Origin of the sequence: Ensifer sp. PDNC004, from assembly GCF_016919405.1 — a bacterium.
GTDB lineage: Bacteria > Pseudomonadota > Alphaproteobacteria > Rhizobiales > Rhizobiaceae > Ensifer.
Window position 1 is genome coordinate 302,320 of sequence record NZ_CP070353.1, and the last position, 17,863, is coordinate 320,182.

The 17,863-nt window shown below is 64.1% G+C and carries 20 protein-coding genes and 1 pseudogene; 8 read left to right on the forward strand and 13 right to left on the reverse strand.

From position 1 onward, the window contains the following. Positions 1-18: 18 nt before the first annotated feature. A complete protein-coding gene (locus JVX98_RS09350; protein ID WP_205238401.1) occupies positions 19-1,002 on the reverse strand; it encodes a nucleoside recognition protein in 984 nt (327 codons plus the stop codon). Between the two features lie 114 nt (positions 1,003-1,116). On the opposite strand from JVX98_RS09350, the gene JVX98_RS09355 reads away from it, so the two are divergent. Next, complete coding sequence (locus JVX98_RS09355; protein WP_205238402.1) at positions 1,117-1,569, forward strand: Lrp/AsnC family transcriptional regulator; 453 nt, start codon at positions 1,117-1,119, stop codon at positions 1,567-1,569. Between the two features lie 96 nt (positions 1,570-1,665). On the opposite strand, the gene JVX98_RS09360 is transcribed toward JVX98_RS09355, so the two are convergent. Then, on the reverse strand, positions 1,666-2,415 hold the full coding sequence (locus JVX98_RS09360; protein WP_205238403.1) for an SDR family oxidoreductase: 750 nt from the start codon (positions 2,413-2,415) through the stop codon (positions 1,666-1,668). 145 nt (positions 2,416-2,560) lie between these two features. Here JVX98_RS09360 and JVX98_RS09365 point away from each other — a divergent pair, with 145 nt between their 5' ends. After that, complete coding sequence (locus JVX98_RS09365) at positions 2,561-2,788, forward strand: hypothetical protein (RefSeq protein WP_205238404.1); 228 nt, start codon at positions 2,561-2,563, stop codon at positions 2,786-2,788. Between the two features lie 651 nt (positions 2,789-3,439). Here JVX98_RS09365 and JVX98_RS09370 read toward each other — a convergent pair. Further along, positions 3,440-3,631: a hypothetical protein gene (locus JVX98_RS09370; RefSeq protein WP_156134222.1), complete on the reverse strand. Its 192-nt coding sequence runs from the start codon at positions 3,629-3,631 to the stop codon at positions 3,440-3,442. A 32-nt stretch (positions 3,632-3,663) separates the two neighbouring features. Between JVX98_RS09370 and JVX98_RS32660 the strand changes: the two are divergent. Further along, positions 3,664-3,780: pseudogene (locus tag JVX98_RS32660) on the forward strand (DUF2280 domain-containing protein); the annotation flags it as partial. On the opposite strand, the gene JVX98_RS09380 reads toward JVX98_RS32660, so the two are convergent. Continuing rightward, a complete protein-coding gene (locus JVX98_RS09380; RefSeq protein WP_205238405.1) occupies positions 3,763-4,668 on the reverse strand; it encodes a LysR family transcriptional regulator in 906 nt (301 codons plus the stop codon). The pseudogene JVX98_RS32660 and the gene JVX98_RS09380 sit on opposite strands and share 18 nt — an antisense overlap. A gap of 114 nt (positions 4,669-4,782) precedes the next feature. On the opposite strand from JVX98_RS09380, the gene JVX98_RS09385 reads away from it, so the two are divergent. Continuing rightward, positions 4,783-5,007 carry a DUF1127 domain-containing protein gene (locus tag JVX98_RS09385; protein ID WP_192446645.1) on the forward strand — a complete coding sequence of 75 codons (225 nt, stop codon included), beginning with the start codon at positions 4,783-4,785 and terminating at the stop codon, positions 5,005-5,007. Between the two features lie 120 nt (positions 5,008-5,127). On the opposite strand, the gene JVX98_RS09390 is transcribed toward JVX98_RS09385, so the two are convergent. From JVX98_RS09390 to JVX98_RS09425, 8 genes are all read right to left on the reverse strand, one after another. Next, a complete protein-coding gene (locus tag JVX98_RS09390; protein WP_205238406.1) occupies positions 5,128-5,640 on the reverse strand; it encodes a nucleotidyltransferase family protein in 513 nt (170 codons plus the stop codon). After that, complete coding sequence (locus tag JVX98_RS09395) at positions 5,637-6,338, reverse strand: Type 1 glutamine amidotransferase-like domain-containing protein (protein WP_205238407.1); 702 nt, start codon at positions 6,336-6,338, stop codon at positions 5,637-5,639. Before JVX98_RS09395 ends, JVX98_RS09390 begins: the two co-directional genes overlap by 4 nt. 41 nt (positions 6,339-6,379) lie before the next feature. Beyond that, positions 6,380-6,778, reverse strand: a complete 399-nt coding sequence (locus tag JVX98_RS09400) for a hypothetical protein (RefSeq protein ID WP_205238408.1) — start codon at positions 6,776-6,778, stop codon at positions 6,380-6,382. A 109-nt stretch (positions 6,779-6,887) separates the two neighbouring features. Beyond that, a complete protein-coding gene (locus JVX98_RS09405; RefSeq protein ID WP_205238409.1) occupies positions 6,888-7,109 on the reverse strand; it encodes a hypothetical protein in 222 nt (73 codons plus the stop codon). Positions 7,110-7,410: 301 nt separating this feature from the next. Next, entirely contained in the window at positions 7,411-7,833 is a 423-nt protein-coding gene (locus tag JVX98_RS09410) for a hypothetical protein (protein ID WP_192446640.1), read from the reverse strand. 92 nt (positions 7,834-7,925) lie between these two features. Next, entirely contained in the window at positions 7,926-9,869 is a 1,944-nt protein-coding gene (locus JVX98_RS09415; RefSeq protein WP_205238410.1) for a MacB family efflux pump subunit, read from the reverse strand. A 20-nt stretch (positions 9,870-9,889) separates the two neighbouring features. Beyond that, positions 9,890-11,227, reverse strand: a complete 1,338-nt coding sequence (locus JVX98_RS09420) for an efflux RND transporter periplasmic adaptor subunit (RefSeq protein ID WP_205238411.1) — start codon at positions 11,225-11,227, stop codon at positions 9,890-9,892. A gap of 179 nt (positions 11,228-11,406) precedes the next feature. Continuing rightward, positions 11,407-12,015 carry a cysteine hydrolase family protein gene (locus JVX98_RS09425; protein ID WP_205238412.1) on the reverse strand — a complete coding sequence of 203 codons (609 nt, stop codon included), beginning with the start codon at positions 12,013-12,015 and terminating at the stop codon, positions 11,407-11,409. Positions 12,016-12,213: 198 nt separating this feature from the next. Here JVX98_RS09425 and JVX98_RS09430 point away from each other — a divergent pair, with 198 nt between their 5' ends. Together JVX98_RS09430 and argS are read left to right on the forward strand one after the other, a co-directional pair. Beyond that, positions 12,214-13,062 carry a LysR family transcriptional regulator gene (locus JVX98_RS09430; protein ID WP_205238413.1) on the forward strand — a complete coding sequence of 283 codons (849 nt, stop codon included), beginning with the start codon at positions 12,214-12,216 and terminating at the stop codon, positions 13,060-13,062. A 158-nt stretch (positions 13,063-13,220) separates the two neighbouring features. Continuing rightward, a complete protein-coding gene (gene argS / locus JVX98_RS09435) occupies positions 13,221-14,924 on the forward strand; it encodes an arginine--tRNA ligase (RefSeq protein ID WP_205238414.1) in 1,704 nt (567 codons plus the stop codon). Positions 14,925-14,948: 24 nt separating this feature from the next. Here argS and JVX98_RS09440 read toward each other — a convergent pair whose 3' ends face one another. Further along, positions 14,949-15,527 (reverse strand): AAA family ATPase, encoded by a 579-nt coding sequence (locus tag JVX98_RS09440; protein ID WP_205238415.1) that lies wholly within the window; start codon positions 15,525-15,527, stop codon positions 14,949-14,951. Between the two features lie 532 nt (positions 15,528-16,059). On the opposite strand from JVX98_RS09440, the gene JVX98_RS09445 reads away from it, so the two are divergent. After that, the gene (locus tag JVX98_RS09445) at positions 16,060-16,707 is read left to right on the forward strand and encodes a TetR/AcrR family transcriptional regulator C-terminal domain-containing protein (RefSeq protein WP_192446633.1); all 648 of its coding nucleotides are present in this window, start codon (positions 16,060-16,062) and stop codon (positions 16,705-16,707) included. A gap of 54 nt (positions 16,708-16,761) precedes the next feature. Further along, positions 16,762-17,781, forward strand: coding sequence for a ketol-acid reductoisomerase (ilvC, locus tag JVX98_RS09450; protein WP_034792899.1), 1,020 nt, complete (start codon positions 16,762-16,764; stop codon positions 17,779-17,781). Positions 17,782-17,863 lie beyond the last annotated feature (82 nt).

Here is a 17,863-nt window from a genome sequence, read left to right on the forward strand (position 1 = left end):
GCGCCTCGATTGCAGGCTTCAAGCCTCCGACAGGGCAGGCTCGCCGCCGTCCTTGCGGAAGAAGGAGCGGAAGAACACGGCGTCCGGCGCCGAAGCGACCACCCGGGCGATGATCGCGGTGGCGATGATGGCGAAAACCAGCCGGCCGAAGAAGACGCTGGCGAAATCCGCGCCCAGTGCCACGACCACCAGCGTGTCCTCGATCAGGCTATGGGTGAAGCCCATGAAGACGCAGGCGAGGAAGACCTGGCGCGGCTCGACGTTGGCCTCGCGCGCCTCGCGGATCAGAAGCGCGCCGCCATAGGAAATGCCGAGCAGCACGCCGACGGCGGTGAAGGGGACCGTTTGCGACCGGATGCCGGCCAGACGGAAGAGCGGCGCCATGCCCCGGTTCAGCCAGCCGAGAATGCCGACAAGCTTCAGGATCTCGATCAGCCAGCTCAGCGAGAGCAGCACGACGAGCATGGTGGCAAGGGTCTTCAGCGTGCTCCACGCAAAACCGGTCCAGGTGGCCGTTTCGTTCGCCGGTATCCAGCTCGGCGCCAGCGGCGTCGAAAGCCAGCCGGTCAGCGCGAAGATCTGGTGCAGCAGCGCTGCGAAGACCAGGCCGCCGCCGATGCGGATCACGGCGGTGGCGAGAAAGCTCGGGCCGGCCTTCTGGATGATGCGCTGCTCGATCGGGATCGCGTGCGCTACCAGGATCAGCGCCGAAAACACCGTCATGTCGGCGGTCGTCAGCTCCGACACCGGCACCAGCGTGAAGACGACCACCACTGCGCCCCAGATGCCGACGAGCAGGCCCGTCAGCCAGGCAAAGGCAAACTCCGGCGGCAGGCCGACGATCGTCATCAGCGGCTCGAAAACCGGCGCGACGGCGCGGATGACGCCGAGTTCCTGCAGCACATGGGTGGCGATGGTGACGGGAACGATGATGCGCACCAGGTCCCAGTAGACTTCGAGCGTGGCGAGTGTCTTGCGGTAAAAAATGATCAGAACGGGCATGGCGGTCTCTCCTTGAATTTGTTGTCCAAGGACTAACGCGAGGCGCTTCGCAGTTGTGGTCAAAATATGCACTTTTGTGCAATAAAATTGCGTGAGGCCGAAACGGGGATGAACATGGACAAGATCGACAGCAAGCTCTTGAGGCTCCTGCAGCAGGATGCGTCGCGCACCAATGCCGAGCTCGCGGCCGAGGTCGGCCTGTCACCTTCGAGCTGCCTGCGCCGCATCCGGCGTCTTCATGAGACGGGTGTCATCGACCGCATCGTCGCGGTTCTCAATCCGGTCAAGGCCGGTCGCACCATGAAGGCGATCATCACCGTCGAACTCGAGCGCCACGGCGAGCAATATATCCGCCGTTTTCTCGACATGGCGACCAGGGAGCCGGCGGTGGTCCAGGCCTATAGCGTCAGCGGCGAGACCGACGCCATTTTGATGCTGCGACTGAAAGACATGGACGAGCTTGACGCGCTGACCGAGCGGCTGTTTCGCGAGGAAACCAACGTCGCGCGCTATTACACCGCCTTCGTGATCCGCACCGGCAAGGAGACGACGGAGATACCGGTGTGAGGGGCGCCGAAAGGCAGCAGCGGCGACCGCCGGCGGATAGGCTTGCCTGGCATGCGGTCGCGCCGGGGAACAGTTTCCCCGGCGCTTCGGCTGTCGTCACTTGACCGCTGCGTTGCCACCATCGGCAAAGAGCGCGGCGCCCGAGACGAAGCTTGCCATCGGGCCGGACAGGAAGAGGGCGGCCTGGGCGATTTCCTCCGGTTGGGCGATGCGCTTCATCGCATGCAGGCCGGCCGCCCATTCCTTGTTCTCCTTGCTGCCGGCCGCTGGCGTGTCGACGCCGCCCGGAAGGAGCGCGTTGGCGCGGATGCCCTTGGCGCCATAGTCGGCGGTGATGCCCTTGACGAGGCCCATCAGGCCGGCCTTTGCCGCGCCATAGGCGGCCATTCCGGGAATGCCGACGCTGGTGCCGACGAAGGTGGAGGTGAAGACCAGCGAGCCGCCGTCGCGCTGAAGCATCGCCGGGATCTGGTGGCGGGCGCCGAGGAAGGCGGAGGTGAGATTGGTGGCAAGCGATTGCTGCCATTCCTCAAGCGTGATCTCGGCGACCGGCTTCATGACGTTGACGGCGCCGGCATTGTTGACGGCGATGTCAAGGCCGCCGAAATGCTTGAGCGCCGCTTCCACCAGCCGGATATGGGTGTCTTCCGCGGTGACATCGCCGCCAACCGCGATCGCTTCGCCACCGTCCTCGCGGATCGCTTCGACGACGGCGTCGAGCTGCTCTTCACCGCGAGCGTTGGCGACGATCTTCGCGCCCTCGGCGGCAAAGAGTCTCGCGACCGCGCGGCCGATGCCGGAGGACGCACCGGTGACGATCACGATCTTGTCTTGCAGCATGGTCATGGACTTTTCCCTTCTCTTGATTGAGGCGCCCTGACTACTGCCGGCGGGCATCAGCGCCCACCCGATTTCCGATCGGTGATTGTGACGGCGCAGATTTTCAATCGCTCCTGCAGCATAGCCCGGGTCGACAAGGAGGGAGGGAAGGATGCTGAAGACCGAGAGCGGCAGCTGCCATTGCGGCGCAGTGCGGATCGAAGCGGATCTGGACATCGGCGACATGAGATCTGACGTGTGCGGCTCGCGCACCCAGGCCGTTCTGATCGCGGACCTCGATGAGAACGAAAACGCGCCGGGCCTTAGAGAGGACGTCACCGCCTCACGCCCTTGCAGAATTGTGCCAAAAAATCAGGGCGGCCGAAGTCGCCCTTTCTAGTGTCACTGATTGCGGTAGCCCTTGGCCTACGGTGTGTTCCTGCTCTTTGCGCCAAGGCCTCGCGAAACCCCTTCGGCTACTTCAATCTGGCCGGCGATCTTGACGGTAGACTGCTTTACGGCTGGCGCCGACGGCACAGCAGCAAGGACGGAAGTCGCGAAAGCGAACGATGCCAGGGCGTCAATCGAAGTACGTCCTATGCAAGACGAGCGCGATGAGCATCGTTACGATCGTGATAACCGTGCGTTCAGCCCAGCGCACAGCTGTCGATTTCGAGGGATTGCCCGATACCAAGTTGCCCAAGATGTCTCCAAGGAACTGAAGCAAACCTTCCATTTCTTGCCCCGATGTCTGAACTTGCGCCCTCAGGAGAGGAAAGAGGTCGGAACATCAAGTCGAGAGCCGCCTGCCGACGACATCGTCGTTTTTTTGACGTTGATCGTCTTGCCTTCGCCATCGCGGTCAGCGGATCGACTGGCCGCCCGGTGTTCGTCATCTGTGACATCACGTCGAGGCGTTCGCCGGAGTAGCCAGACGTTAGGGCGCAGATGCTGCCGGCGTTCGGGCCATGGTCGATGCAGCCAACCAGAAGCCCGAGATCGCCAGAGTGCAGAGTGCGCATGCATGCGGCGCCTGCCAGCTTCGACCTGCTTAGTCTTTGTCCGGCGCAGTCGACATATCGCGCAAGACGGCCTCGGCCGCGACTTCGGCATTGCGTCTCGAGCCCGAGATGGTTCCGGATTTGACGATCTGCTTGCCATCGAGCAGCAACTGCCAGTTCCATGTGTTCAGGCCGCGTCCCTGGATGCGGAGTTTCAATCTATCGGGATCGTACTTCGTCACTTCTTGCTCCTTTGACGGACTTTGACAGATCAATGGCCAAACCAAAACTAAACGATGAGGTCAAGTGCTACATCGTTCAGGCTCCGGCATGCTTCGACAGCCCGTCCGTCGTCGCTAGGCTTAAAAAGGGTTTAGGGCTTGATGTCAGCCTGTCCAAGCGTCGCCGTCGTCTTCAGGGCGGCGAGCGTTTCGCGCAGAGCCCGGTCGAGCCGCTTGTCGCTTCGAAGCACCAGGGCGAAGCGGCGGAAGAGCGTTGGGGTGACGGGGCGCACCACCAGGCGTTCCCGGTCGCCGGGGCGAAGGGCGATTTCCGGGACCAGGGCCGAGCCGAGCCCGACGGCGACCATCTCCTTGATCGCGTCGACGCTGCCGAGCGCCATCACCGGCTTGACGGCCGTGCCTGAGGTCGCCAGCCATTCGTCGGTGATCCTTCGCGTGTTGGCGCCGGGCTCGTAGAGGATCAGCGGCCGTTCAGCGAGCATTGCGGGCGTGACGTTATCGGGCAGGGCGGTCCCAAGCGGCGCAATCGCCACGAAGTGCTCGTCGAAGAGCGGGGTGATGTCGAAGATGCGGCCGGAGACGGGCAGGCTGACGAGGCCGATGTCGATGACGTTTTCGTCGACCGCACGGACGATGTCGGCGCTGTTGCCCGTCGTCACGGTGATGTCTAGATCGGGAAAGCGGCGCTTGAGGTCGGCCAGTAGCGGCGGCAGCAGGAAGGCGCAAGGGGTGGCGCCGGTGCCGAGCCGGACGCGGCCGAGCACGCCCTTGGCGTGGCGGGCGACGGCCTCGATCGCCCGGCTGGTGGCGGCCTCGATGCTGCCGGCATGATCAAGCAGTTCCTCGCCGGCCGCACTCGGCCGCGCCCTGCGGCCGACCCGTTCGACCAGGCGCACGCCGAGCTGCTTTTCCAGCACCCGCACCTGCAGGCTGACCGCCGGCTGGGTCAGACCCAAGCGCTCGGCCGCGGCCGAAAAGCTGCCGAGTTCGGCGACCAGCGCGAAGGTTTTGAGATAGTCGAGATCAAGCGCACTCATGCCCGGGTTTCTCTTGTTATCAAAAGTTTCTCTTATGTGTGGAATAGGAATGCTAAGCTTCTTTTAGGAGATGTCGAGGGGCAGACTGTGTCCATGGTTGGAAACGAAACATGGATGATCGACATGATCCGGGAACTCGGTCTTTATCTCGTTGCCTCGCCGCGCTCGCGGTACTGGCAATTGCAACACCTGCGCGACCTCGATGCGGAGCAGCTTGCCGATATCGGCCTGACGGAGGCGGAGGCGAAGCTTGGACGGCGCAAGGCCGCGCCGCTGCCGGTGCGCGAAGGGTCGATTGCCGTCCGGCATGCGGAAGCTGCGCGGGCCGGTGCGATGTAGCGGTTTCAGCCCGCGCACGGCCGCAAGCGGCGCGAGCGGTCGTCGCAGGAGCGTCTCGCCTCAAGCCGGCTACAGGTCCCAGCTTTCGATCGCAAGGCCTGGCCAAAGGGCGCGCCACCGTTAAACTTTGCGCTCGTAGATGGCGCGGGTGATCTGGCTCCTGTTGGCGCGCACGATCGGTGTGAGCAGGTCTTCAAGGCCGAAAGGAGCGCAGATCTCCAGTCCGTCCCGGGACGGGCGAAGGCTGATAGCGGTTGCAGTCGTCGGAAATGTCGCGATCGCGTCGCGCGTCGATCGATAGGGCCTGATCGGCGCGCCGAACTTTCCTTCGTACCAGAGGTGGACGCGCGCTTCGTTCTTGACGTCGATCCGCACGGGCAGGTCCACAAACAGGCCGCCGATCCGCTTCGCATGCGCGGCCTCCGCCTCTTCCGAGAGGTCGTCACCGTCAAAATAGACGATGTCGATATCGCCGATGCCGTGCGTCGGCGGCAAGGCGAAGGCATGGTTCCAGACGGTCTGAGCGATCGCGCCGGCCGCCAGCCATGCGTCGGGCAGGGCAATCCGGTCCCAGCGATCCAGGATCGGAACCAATAGCGGGCTCTTCAGGATGGTCGTCTGCAGGTCCGTCATGGCATCTGTATCCGCATGAAGCCCTGGAGCAGGTGCTCCGTCGGCGGCCGCGGGGCGCCCGCGGCGATCCATAGAGGCTCGCCAAAACACTCGATCCGCCCGCCCGACACGACGATGCCGTCGCTGTCGTTGCAGGCAAGGATCGGTCGCGGCGTCGACAGGCTGTAGCGCAAGAGCGCGGGCAGGTAGCTGTCGTCGTCGCCGAGATGCGGGAAGAACTCGAAGGGCGTGAGACCGAGTGCAGCCCCGTCCTCGATGTCCTCGGGCCGTTCGCCGATGAAGAGCGCATCGGTCGCGATCGTCGGGGCCATGAGAATGGCGCCGGCGCTGACGCCGATCAGGATGCCGCCGGACCGTGCCCAGTCGCTGAGCGGCCCGAGCATGCCGCTTCGCTTCAGCCGTTGGAGAAAGCCGCCGGTGTGACCGCCTGCGAGGTGAATGGCGTCCGAGGCGAAGAGCGCCGCAATGTCGCCTGCCGAATGCGGTTCGTCCAGATCGAAGAACAGCGCGAGATCGAGACCCAGCCTGCCGTAATAGGCCTGCCCGGCGAGGAAGAAGTCGCGTTCCGGTTCCGGACTGGAGGCGACATAGGCGATGCGTTTTCCGGCGCCGTGTGCCGCCACCATCTCCACGAACCTGAGGTCGATCGCCGCACAGGCGGGGACGATCTGGTCGCTGTAGAGGACGAGGTTGAGCATGTCTTTCCTGCCGCAACGAAGGGTACAGCTCGGTTCTCGGGTTAGCCCGCGATCGCCTTCACCCGGCGGCCGTAGCGCCAGATCCCGAGCCAGCTGAAATAGTTGACGAGAAGCGACAGGCACAGCCAGAGCAGAGGGGTAAGATCGTCACCGCCTTCGAACTGGCCGGCAAATCGCACGACGCTGATCAGCGACAGCCCGCCGAGAAGGATGCCGAGCAGCCAGCTGTAGGGCCGCCAGAACCCGAAGGGGGGGACCTGCAGGTCAAAGGCGTAAGCGACAAGGCCGACCGCCGTTGCCAGCGCCATGACCAGGCTGACGCCGCCGAGGATCTTGATCCCGTATGCCATCTCGTCCCACAGGCCCAGGAGCAGCGTCGCGCCTATGACCAGGCCGAAAGCAAGGCTGAGCACGTAGAAAATTGCAAATGCCTTCCACATCGCGAATCATCCTGTATCTGCGTTGGTGGCAGCTTCGGCGGTGATGGGCGCCTTGTCCATCGTTCGGCGGGTCAGGTCGTCGCAAGGCCAAGCGGCCTGCGTGTCGCCGCTAGGCCATGGCGGCCGGTTGCTGCGCTATGCGGCGGCCATAGCGCCAGACGCCCAGCCAGCCGAAATAGTTGAGAAGGAGCAGGAACAGCAAACCGAGGGAGGCCGACAGCAGGCCTCCGTCTCCGGGCTGGGGGCTGGTGACGAGATCCCAGGCCTTGGCCCCGGACGTGTAGAGGTACCAGCAGGCGAGAACCCAGCTGAATGGCCGCCAAAATGACAAGGGCGGGATCCTCAGGTCCAAGGCGTAGGCAAAGACGCCAATCATGGCGGCAAATTCCACGGGCCAGGCCCGCATAGAACAGGGCCCGGTCGGCGGACGACAGCTGCGAAGCGATTTCAGGGGGTAGCGTGACGAAAGCCAATGACAGCATGAAAACGAAAATCAGCCCGTAAAGAACGGCAAACGCCTTCCACCACGCGACACGTATCTCCCAACCAGAATGCTTCGTCCGTTCTCAGCAGGAACGGGGTTTTGCCGCAGGATCCACACCGGCCTGGAATAGATCCTGCAACGCTTGCCTCTAGCGCGCTTGCGCCGGCTGCTGCGCCATGCGCTGCCCATAGCGCCAGACGCCGAGCCAGCTGAAATAGTTGAGGGCGAGGATGAGGATCAGCCAGATCAGGTTCGTGACGCCAAGGTCGCTCCCAGCCGGGGCGGCGGAAAACATCTTTACAAACCGCAGGACGCTGAGCAGCGACACCAGCAACTGATAAACGCCGGCGAGCCAGCTCAATGGCCGCCAGAGCCCATAGGGTGGGACATTCAGCTTGAAGGCGTAGGCGACGAGCCCGACGGTGATCAGAAACACCATCACGAACATCACGCTGGCAAGGCCAAGACCGATGGTAGACGCCAGCATGGCGCGGGTCGCCACCAGATAGCCGCCGAACACCATGCCGAACGTCGCAAGCAGGCAGTAAACAACGGCAAAAGCCTTCCACATCGCGAATCATCCCCCCAAGCGTGTAGTGCCTGCCATCTTGGGTGGTGTTGCGGTCCTTGTCTACCGGTTGACGGGCAGGCCGTTGCTCTCGCCTAGTCCGCGCTCAGCGCCACCGCCGGCTGCAGCCGCGAGGCGTTGCGGGCAGGCAGGAAGCCGAAGACGAGGCCGGTCAGGAAGGCGCAGGCAAAGGCGAGCGCCACCGGGCCGAAGGTGAAGGAAACGGGCATGCCGAACTGGCCGGCGAGCGCGCCGGTGCCGAGCCCGAGCGCGACGCCGAGCGTGCCGCCGATCGCCGAGACGACCAGCGCCTCGATGATGAACTGCAGCAGGATATCGCGCTGGCGGGCGCCGGTCGCCATGCGCACGCCGATCTCGCGGGTGCGCTCGCTGACGGAGACGAGCATGATGTTCATGACGCCGATGCCGCCGACGAGTAGCGAAATCGCGGCGACCGAGGCGAGGAACAGCTTCAGCGTGTTCGAGGTCTCGGTAAAGGCTTCGCGCACGGAGGACATGTTGGTGATCTGCGTGTCCTGACGCTTGTGGCGCTGGTCGAGCAGCGCCTGGATCGTCTGCTGGGTGATGTCGATCGCCGAGCCGTCCTTCACCTGAACGGTGATGGTGCGGATGTTGCGCTGGCCGAAGAGGCGGATGCTGCCGGTCGAAAGCGGCACCAGCACCACGTCGTCCTGGTCGTTGCCGAAGGAGGTGGCGCCCATTTCCGCCATCACGCCGATCACCTGGAAGGGGATCTTGTTGACCAGCACATATTGGCCGACGGGGTTGTCGCCATCGGGGAAGAGCGTTTTCACCACCGTCTGGCCGAGCACGGCGACCGGCGCATAGGTCTCCATGTCGTTCTGGTTGATGAACTCGCCCTTGGCGATCTTCCAGGATTTGGCCGTCGTAAACTGCGGCACGGTGCCGTTGGCGGTCGTCTGATAGTCGACATTGCCGCGACGAAGGGTGACGGAACTCGTCATCTCCGGGACGGCGAAGGCGACGTTCGGCACTTCGAGGATCGCGTCCGCGTCAGCTGGTACCAGCGTCACGTTGCTTCCGCCGGCGCTGCCGCGGAAATTCGCCATGCTCGGGCGCACAACGAGCAGGTCCGAGCCCATTGACGAGATGCGGCTCAGGACGGAATCCTGCGCGCCGGTGCCGATGGCGAGCATCGCGACCACGGAGCCGACACCGATGACGATGCCGAGCAGCGTCAGGATGGTGCGGAAGAGATTGGCCTTCAACGCCCGGAACGCCATCTTGACCGCTTCGGTGACGTCGGCGATCGCGGCCGAGCCTTCGCTGACATGGCGGGCGAGGGCGGCAGCCCCCTCGGCGTTCACACGGGCCTTCTTGGCGCGGTCGGCGACGATGCGGCCGTCATGGATCTCGATCAGCCGGTCGGCCTGCTCGGCGACCTCGCGCGAGTGGGTGATGACGATGACCGTGTGGCCCTCACCGTTCATGTCGCGCAAGAGCGCCATCACGTCCGAGCCGCTCTGGCTGTCGAGCGCGCCGGTCGGCTCGTCGGCAAGGATTACCCGGCCGCCGTTCATCAGCGCGCGGGCGATCGAGACGCGCTGCTGCTGGCCGCCGGAGAGCTGGCTCGGCCGGTGGTCGAGGCGTTCGCCGAGCTTCAGCGCTTCCAAGAGCGCCTCGGCGCGGTCGTGCCGGTCGCGCGCCGACATGCCGGCATAGACGGCGGGCACCTCGACGTTTTCCTTGGCGCTTGCCGTCGGGATGAGGTTGTAGCTCTGGAAGACGAAGCCGAAGGTGCGGCGGCGAAGGGCGGCGAGCTCGTCGCTGTCGAGGGTCGCGACGCTTTCGCCGTCGATCAGGTAGTCGCCGCCGGTCGGCTGGTCGAGGCAGCCGAGAATGTTCATCAGCGTCGACTTGCCGGAGCCGGACTGGCCGACGATCGCCACGAACTCGCCGGCCTCGATATCGAGCGACAGGCCGTGCAGCACCTCGACGGCGAGGTCGCCGTTGAAATAGGTCTTGCTGACGTGCTTGAGCGAGATGAGCGGGGTCATGGCCAGTCTCTAAGCCCTGATCAGAACATCGGCGGCATGCGCATGCCGCGCTGGTTTCTGTTGTCGCGGGTGTTGCCGCTGCCGGTCGATCCGGTGCTGACGACGACTTTCTCGCCCTCTTCGAGGCCGCTCTTGATCTCGGCGCTAACGCGGTTGCGAATGCCGACTTCGACGTCGCGGGTTTCGAGCGCGCCCGAGGCGGTGACGACCGTCACCTGCGCCTTGCGGGGCTCGCTTCCGGTCCCGTTCCTTTGGCCGTCGCGCCGGCTGCCGTCCTGGCCGGTTGCATCTCCGGTACCCTTGGCCGGGTGGCTCAGGGCGCCGCTCGGAACGATCAGCACATCCTTGGCGGCGGCCTGCACGAAAAACACCTGGGCGCTCATCGACATCATCAGCTCACCCTCGGGATTGGGCACGTCGAAGAGTGCGTAATAGAGCACGACGTTGTTGGCAGTGTCGGGCATCGGCTGGATCTGGCGAAGCTTGCCGGCAAAATGTTTGCCGGGCTGGCCGAGCAGGGTGAAATAGGCATCCATGCCGACCTTCAGCCGGGTAACATCTGCTTCCGATACCTGCGCCTTCACCGTCATGGTCGAAAGGTCGGCGATGGTGACGATGGTCGGCGTCGTCTGGTTGGCGTTCAGCGTCTGGCCGGCCTTGGCCGGGTTGGCGACAATGGTGCCCGAGATCGGGGCATAGATCTTGGTATAGCCGAGATCGACCTTGTCGCCGGCGAGCGTCGCCTGCTGCTTGCGGATCTGCGCCTCGATGGCGTTGACGTCGGCTTCGGCGGCGGCGAGATCGGCAATCGCCTGGTCGAGCGTGGACTGCGCCACGCTTCGGGTATCGACGAGGTTGCGCTGCCGCTCGATATTGGCCTGTTTCAAAACCAGCTGCGCCCTCTTGGAAATCAGCTGCGCCTGGAGGTTGGCTAGCTCCGCCTGGTCGATCTCGATGCGGTTTTCGATCGTGGCCGGATCGATCTCGGCGACGAGCTGATTTTGCGTGACCGTGTCGCCGATCGCCACATGCAGCGCCTTCAGCTGGCCGGAGACCTGAGCGCCGGCATCGACGGAATTGACCGCGTCCAGCGTGCCAACGGCGGTGACGTTGTTTTCGATGTCGCCGCGGGCCACCACCTCGGTCACCATTGCGGTCGAGGCCGGGTTTTCGCCGTAGCGCGTCCAGCCGTAATAGCCGGCGCCGGCGACGGCGAGGATGACCGGCAGCCACAGCCAGGACCGCGCGCGGCGCTTGCGCTTTACCGTCTTCACCGCACCGGGAATGAAGGTTATGTTGGGCGCCGCATCGTCGCGGGGCGTGGTATCGGCTCGCGCCGTCTTGGCTGTCTTGTTCATCGCTTGCGCCTAACCGGCATCGCCGATGCCAAAAATGGACAGGTTCAAAAATAGAAGCGAATGGACGCGGCGAAAAGCATTGAGATCATTATATTTTCGTAATCTTCGCCATCTGCATGGCAGGACAAAGGCGCCCGCGGTTGCGGGCGCCCCGTTTTCAAAGGGGAATGACGGGTCTATCAGCCCCGCGGCGCAATCAGCTCGGCGACGTCGACGACTGCGCCGTGGTGGTCGGCAAGGCCCGCGAGCTCGGCCTCATGCAGGGCGCGCGCTGAAATCGTGCCGCTTGCCGATGGCAGGTCGCGGGTGGTGCAGGCATCGGCGGCGATGGTGATGCCGTAGCCGAGATCCTTGGCGGCGCGCGCCGTCGAAGACACGCAATTGTGGGTCATGAAACCGGCGAAGATGACGGGTGTCCCGGCCGGGCCGATGATTTCCGAGAGGTTGGTGTCCGAGAAGCCATTAGGCCGGATCTTCTCGACGATGGCTTCGCCCGCGATTGGCGTCAGCGCATCGACGATGGCGCCGCGATGCGCCGTCCTGTCGAACATGCCGCCGGCGGCTCCTCTATGAGCGACATGGATGATTTTTGCGCCGGCAGCGCGGGCGGCGACCAGCAGTTGGCGCGCCTTTTCGATCGCCGCTTCCGGCTCGACGAGGCGAACGGGGCCGGCCAGATATTCGTTCTGGTAGTCGATCAGGACCAGCGTCGCCTGCCCAAGCGGCGGCGGGGCGAGCGTGACGCCGGCAAGGGTGAAGAGGGTTGCAGCGGGGGCGGAATCGGACATCGGAAGGCTCCTTGTTTCAAGCGCGCGAGGGTCGAAATGGGTTCGTGGAAGGCGGGTCGGTGGACGTCGGCCCTGGCTGGGCGTTGGCTCCGGGGCCATGGCCTCTGGGTTTGGTTCGTCGAAGCGGTCTGTCTATGGGCTTGATCTTAGCGGCTGCGTCAGCGCAGAGTGATCCGAAGTTTTCGGAGGAGGATCTGCATGAATGCAGGGGGATGGGCAGATCTCGAACTGCTCGATCATCTGGTGCGTGGCGCGACGCTCAGCCAGGCGGCGCGCTCGCTCGGCGTCGACCAGACGACGGTGTCGCGAAGGCTTGCGGCGCTGGAGCGGCGGGTGGGGGCCGCACTGTTCGACCGCATCGATGGCCGGCTGACGCCGACGCCGGTGCTGGCTCCCGTCGTCGAGCGCCTCAGGACGATCTCTGAGGAGGCCTCGCTGTCGCTTGCCACACTTCTGCGGCGGACAGCGGAACTGAAGGGCCAGGTCCGGGTGACCAGCATCGGCGTCGTCCTGAGCGCCATCCTGGCGCCGGCGCTTGCCCGCCTCGAACAGCGCCATCCGGGCCTGACGCTCGATCTTGTTGCCGACAACCAGATGCTCAGCATCGAGCGCCGCGAGGCCGACATCGCCATCCGCATGGCACGCACCGGCGAGGACAGCGTGCGGGTGAAAAGCCTTGGCACGCTGCGTTTCCGGCTGTTCCGGCCCAAGGGCCAGGGGGCAGGGCCTTGCCCGGTCGTGCGCTACGGCTCGACACTGGCGCATGTGCCGGAAATGCAAGCGCTCGACCGGCTGCGCCCGGATGCCCGCGTGGCGCTGACGGCCGACAAGCTGGAGATCCTGATGGAGGCTGCCCTTTCGCTCGGCGCCGAACTGATGCTGCCGGACGTCTCGGGCTCACGCGACCCGCGCTTCGAGGCGGTGGACGAACCGGATGCCACCGCCGAGCGTCCGGTTTACCTGATGATGCACCCGGAGCGCGCACGGGTACCGAGCGTCGCGGCGGTTGCGGCTTTCATCGAGGAGACGATGCGGGGCTGGAAATGACGCATACGGCCAGGATTGCCAGCGGCGACCGCACGGTCTATTGAAGGCTTCACTTTAGAGGTCTGCCATGAACATGGTACTGAAAATTGCAGGACGGCGACGCTGAAGCTCTCAACGCTTCCGCGCACCCTTCCTCATGCAATTTCAGGAAATGACCCATGTCCGTCACATCGGCAGCCCTTACCGCACTTGCCTCCGCCTATGAGTTGATCGGCATTGATGCCTCTCCCGCCATCGTCCGGTCGACACGGCCCGAATTCGGCGATCTCCAATGCAACGACATGATGCGGCTGGCGAAATCCGCCGGCGGGAACCCGCGCGCGCTTGCGGCTGAAGTCGCAAAGGCGGTCCGGGGCGCTGCTTTCGAGGATGTATCCGTCGCCGGTCCGGGCTTCGTCAACTTCCGGCTGACCGATGCGGCCATCGCTGCCGAGGCGAGCGCGATGCTGGCCGATGCCACGCTTGCCGCCGAGAAGGCCGAGCCGCTGCGCACGGTCATCGACTTTGGCGGCCCCAATGTCGCCAAGGCGCTGCATGTCGGCCATCTCAGATCCTTCGTCATCGGGGAAAGCCTGCGGCGTATCCTCTTGGAGATCGGCCATGAGGTGGTGTCCGACATCCATCTCGGCGACTGGGGCCTGCAGATGGGCAAGCTTCTGCTGGGTGCGGCTGAAGCCGCGGGATGGAAGGCCGGCGATCCCGCACCCTTCATCGATCCGCGCGCCTTCGATGCCATGACCGTCGATGCGCTCGGCAGTCTTTACAAGGCGGGCAATGCTGCCTGCGAGGACGAGACTGCGCTTGCGCATGCGCGGATGCTGACCACAAGATTGCAGGACGGCGATCCGCTTCTGGCTGAGGCCTGGGCGCGGATGCGGGCGATTTCGCTCGCGTCGATTTCGGCTACCGCGGCGATGCTTGGCGCGCATTTCGACCTGATCAAGGGGGAGAGCGATGCGCATGCGGAAGTCGCCCCCATGCTCGAGGATCTGACAGTCCGCGGGCTGGCGCGCGAGAGCGACGGTGCCCTTGTCATCGATGTCGCCGGTGACGGACTTCCCGACAATGCGCCGCCCCTGCTTCTTCAAAAGAGTGACGGCGCGGCGCTTTACGGCACGACGGATCTGGCGACGCTGCGCCAGCGGGTGCGTGATCTCGGTGCAAGGCAGATCGTCTATTGCACCGACGACCGGCAGGCGCTGCATATTGCCAGCGTTTTTGCGGCGGCGCGGGCGGCAGGCTATGCCGATGGCGTCACGTTGCGGCACGCGACTTTCGGCACCGTTCGCGGCCATGACGGCAAGCCCTTCAAGACCCGTGACGGCTCCGCGGCCTCGCTCGCCGACATGATCGATCTGGCGCTCGCCAAGTCGTCGGAAAAGGTTGCTGACAGTCAGGCGGCCGTGGCCGTGGGGCTCGGCGCGTTGAAGTTCGCCGACCTCTCGACGCCGCGAAACACGGGCTATGTTTTCGACATCGACCGGATGACCTCCTTCGAGGGGCGGACCGGGCCGTATCTTCAATACGCTTACGCGCGGATCGCATCGATCCTCGACAAGGCGGCGGAGGCGGGCATGGTTCCGGCCGAGACCGTCTCGATCAGCCATCCCTCCGAGCGCGCCGTGCTGATCGAATGCCTCTGGTATCCGCATGCGCTTTCACAGGCGGCGCACCATCTCGAATCGTTCGAAATCGCCGATCGGGCCTACCAGGTGGCGGACGCCTTCAGCCGCTTCTACGCGGATTGCCCGGTGCTGAAGGCTGACGACCCGTCGGGACGGCTTGCCACCTGCAAGCTGGTCGCAAGGGTCATTGGCAAGTGTCTCGAGCTTCTCGGGATGGAGCCGGTGCGGCGCATGTAGGGAGTGGGTGGCCGATCTCGTCGGTCAACCCGCCGAAAACTCCGTCAACAAAGCGTCGAGCGCGCCCGGCACTGCGACATCGATACACCGGATGTTGGCGGTTTGGGCAGCCTCCAGCATTTCCCTGTTTTCGCGGAGCGAACGCTCGATGAATTTTTCGATGATCGCGGCCTTCTCATCGTACGCTTCGTCACGGCGGGCTTCGTCCATCATCCGCCGGCGCAGGAAATCGTCGTCCGCATGGAGAAAAAGGGCGATGATGCTGCCGGGTTCGAGTGCGGCGACATATTCCGGCCGCAGCGCTGCACCCTCCAGCACGAAGGGCTGCCCACGCTCCTGATGGCTATCGATGATCTGGCGGATGCGCGGCCACATGTTTTCGTGGTGCACCTTCAGGAACCAGTGGATCGTCTCGTCGGTCAGGCTGGCATAGTATTCGGCGACCTCAGGGCGCAGCGAAGGCCAGGGCCGGCCGGGATGACGACCGAGCGCGTCCGTCGAGATCAGCTCGCGGCTAAGCGAACGGGCCAGGGTTCCCGCCAATGTCGATTTGCCGACATGCGAGGTTCCGCCAATCAGGATACCGAGGGCTGGCTGCTGCATGCGTTGAACTCCGTACATAACTTGATTTGTCCGGCGCGTGGCACAGGCATTTGCCGCGGGCGTGCTACGTGCTTTCCCGACCGTCATGCTTCTCCTCGGTACCTTCATCCAGATCAAGTGGAACCTCTGGGATACGAAAGCGCACCGTTGGGAGCTATCAGACGATAAAAACAGGGTTGGATTTGCATTGTTTTCGCTCGTTTTTATCGCTGCCGCGCTAGTCTTGGCTATATAGGGTGGCCTTTCCGTTCCGTCTCATGGTAGGAATCTCGGAAAGACCGAGACCCAGTTGGATTTTCCCGCATTCCCGCGAGGCGAGATGTTGCTGGCGATACGCGGCAGCGGCCGCGATTTCATCCCCAAGCGGCGGCACCGTTGGCGTCTCTCCCTTAAGTCGTCCTGCCTATCGGCCCCGCCTTTCACCGTCACTGCCGAAATTTTGCCGCTTCTTGAGAATCGTCTTGACGCTTCTTTGAGGCTTCACTAGAAGAATGCGAACCGTACCGTACGGTACTGATTGGGGCGAGGCAGCGTGCAGATGACTGTAGCGATGAGGGAGGCGAATGCCGGGGAGGGGCTGACGGAACGTCAGGGCGCCGTTCTCGAGCAGGCATTGCGACTTCTCGTCGACGGCGGCGAAAAGGCGCTGACGACGGCCGGCATCGCGCGCGCGGCCAATTGCTCCAAGGAAAGCCTCTACAAGTGGTTCGGCGATCGCGATGGGCTGATCTCGGCGATGATCGGCTTCCAGGCGAGCAAGGTGCGCACGCAAGACGTTGCCGCCCGCGCGCTCGATGCCGAGAGCCTAAAGCGCCATCTGATCGTCTTTGCCAAGGATCTGCTGGAGGTTCTCGCCGGCGACGTGTCGCTGGCGCTCAATCGTCTCGCGATCGGTCAGGCGAGCCGCGACGGCTCCAAGCTCGGCCACATGCTGCAGGAGCGCGGACGCCGGCAGATCGGCCGCCGCGCGGCAGCACTGCTCGAAGCCGGCCGCAAGGCGGGGCTCTTGACGTTCGACGATGCCGAGGAGGCCTATGGCGCGCTCTATGGGCTGATCGTCTCCGACTGGCATCTGAAAATGCTGCTCGGCGAAGAAGCCGAGGAGATGAGACAAGGTTTTGGCCGCAAGGCGGAGCAGGCGGTTTCCGCCTTTCTCGCGCTTTACGGCACGAAAAGGTAACGGCGAGGGGAACCTCGCTTAAACGACTGACAAACAACGGGAAGGACCACAACAATGCGCGTCTATTACGATCGTGATGCCGATATCAACCTGATCAAGTCGAAGAAGGTCGCCATCGTCGGCTACGGCAGCCAGGGCCGCGCCCATGCGCTGAACCTGAAGGATTCCGGCGCCAAGGAAATCCGCATCGCGCTGAAGCCGGGCTCGGCAACGGCTGCCAAGGTCGAGGCCGACGGTCTCCAGGTTCTCTCGGTTGCGGAAGCCGCCAAGTGGGCCGACCTCATCATGATGGCGACGCCGGACGAACTGCAGGCCGAAATCTACAAGGCTGAAATCGCCGGCAACATCCGTGACGGCGCTGCGATCGCCTTCGCCCACGGCCTCAACGTTCACTTCGGCCTCATCGAGCCGAAGGCTTCGCTCGACGTCGTCATGATCGCGCCGAAGGGCCCGGGCCACACGGTTCGCGGCGAATACCAGAAGGGCGGCGGCGTTCCCTGCCTCGTTGCCGTTCACCAGGACGCTTCGGGCAACGCCCTTGACCTCGCGCTCTCCTACGCCTGCGGCGTCGGCGGCGGCCGTTCGGGCATCATCGAAACCAACTTCAAGGAAGAGTGCGAAACCGACCTCTTCGGCGAACAGGTCGTTCTGTGCGGCGGTCTCGTCGAGCTCATCCGCGCCGGCTTCGAAACGCTGGTCGAAGGCGGCTACGCTCCGGAAATGGCCTATTTCGAGTGCCTGCACGAAGTGAAGCTCATCGTCGACCTGATCTATGAAGGCGGCATCGCCAACATGAACTACTCGATCTCGAACACGGCCGAGTGGGGCGAATACGTCACGGGTCCGCGCATCATCACCGAAGAAACCAAGGCTGAGATGAAGCGCGTCCTCAAGGACATCCAGACCGGCAAGTTCACCTCGGAGTGGATGCAGGAATACAAGTCGGGTGCCGCCCGCTTCAAGGGCATCCGCCGCGTCAACGACAGCCACCAGATCGAGGAAGTCGGCGCCAAGCTGCGCGGCATGATGCCCTGGATCGGCAAGAACAAGCTGGTCGACAAGGCGAAGAACTAAGCCTTATCGAATGGTCGAATGAAGAGAGCCGGGGCAGTGCCCCGGCTTTTTTCGTTTGGCGACGGGCTCGGCGCGTGGACCT

Excerpts from the sequence above, each read along its gene's own strand:
- ilvC (WP_034792899.1), top strand. The coding sequence starts at position 16,762 with ATGCGCGTCTATTACGATCGTGATGCCGATATCAACCTGATCAAGTCG.
- JVX98_RS09365 (WP_205238404.1), top strand. The coding sequence starts at position 2,561 with ATGCTGAAGACCGAGAGCGGCAGCTGCCATTGCGGCGCAGTGCGGATC.
- JVX98_RS09420 (WP_205238411.1), bottom strand. The coding sequence starts at position 11,227 with ATGAACAAGACAGCCAAGACGGCGCGAGCCGATACCACGCCCCGCGAC.
- JVX98_RS09410 (WP_192446640.1), bottom strand. The coding sequence starts at position 7,833 with ATGTGGAAGGCTTTTGCCGTTGTTTACTGCCTGCTTGCGACGTTCGGC.
- argS (WP_205238414.1), top strand. The coding sequence starts at position 13,221 with ATGTCCGTCACATCGGCAGCCCTTACCGCACTTGCCTCCGCCTATGAG.
- JVX98_RS09415 (WP_205238410.1), bottom strand. The coding sequence starts at position 9,869 with ATGACCCCGCTCATCTCGCTCAAGCACGTCAGCAAGACCTATTTCAAC.
- JVX98_RS09425 (WP_205238412.1), bottom strand. The coding sequence starts at position 12,015 with ATGTCCGATTCCGCCCCCGCTGCAACCCTCTTCACCCTTGCCGGCGTC.
- JVX98_RS09430 (WP_205238413.1), top strand. The coding sequence starts at position 12,214 with ATGAATGCAGGGGGATGGGCAGATCTCGAACTGCTCGATCATCTGGTG.
- JVX98_RS09390 (WP_205238406.1), bottom strand. The coding sequence starts at position 5,640 with ATGACGGACCTGCAGACGACCATCCTGAAGAGCCCGCTATTGGTTCCG.
- JVX98_RS09380 (WP_205238405.1), bottom strand. The coding sequence starts at position 4,668 with ATGAGTGCGCTTGATCTCGACTATCTCAAAACCTTCGCGCTGGTCGCC.
- JVX98_RS09385 (WP_192446645.1), top strand. The coding sequence starts at position 4,783 with ATGATCGACATGATCCGGGAACTCGGTCTTTATCTCGTTGCCTCGCCG.
- JVX98_RS09355 (WP_205238402.1), top strand. The coding sequence starts at position 1,117 with ATGGACAAGATCGACAGCAAGCTCTTGAGGCTCCTGCAGCAGGATGCG.
- JVX98_RS09440 (WP_205238415.1), bottom strand. The coding sequence starts at position 15,527 with ATGCAGCAGCCAGCCCTCGGTATCCTGATTGGCGGAACCTCGCATGTC.
- JVX98_RS09350 (WP_205238401.1), bottom strand. The coding sequence starts at position 1,002 with ATGCCCGTTCTGATCATTTTTTACCGCAAGACACTCGCCACGCTCGAA.
- JVX98_RS09360 (WP_205238403.1), bottom strand. The coding sequence starts at position 2,415 with ATGACCATGCTGCAAGACAAGATCGTGATCGTCACCGGTGCGTCCTCC.
- JVX98_RS09400 (WP_205238408.1), bottom strand. The coding sequence starts at position 6,778 with ATGTGGAAGGCATTTGCAATTTTCTACGTGCTCAGCCTTGCTTTCGGC.
- JVX98_RS09395 (WP_205238407.1), bottom strand. The coding sequence starts at position 6,338 with ATGCTCAACCTCGTCCTCTACAGCGACCAGATCGTCCCCGCCTGTGCG.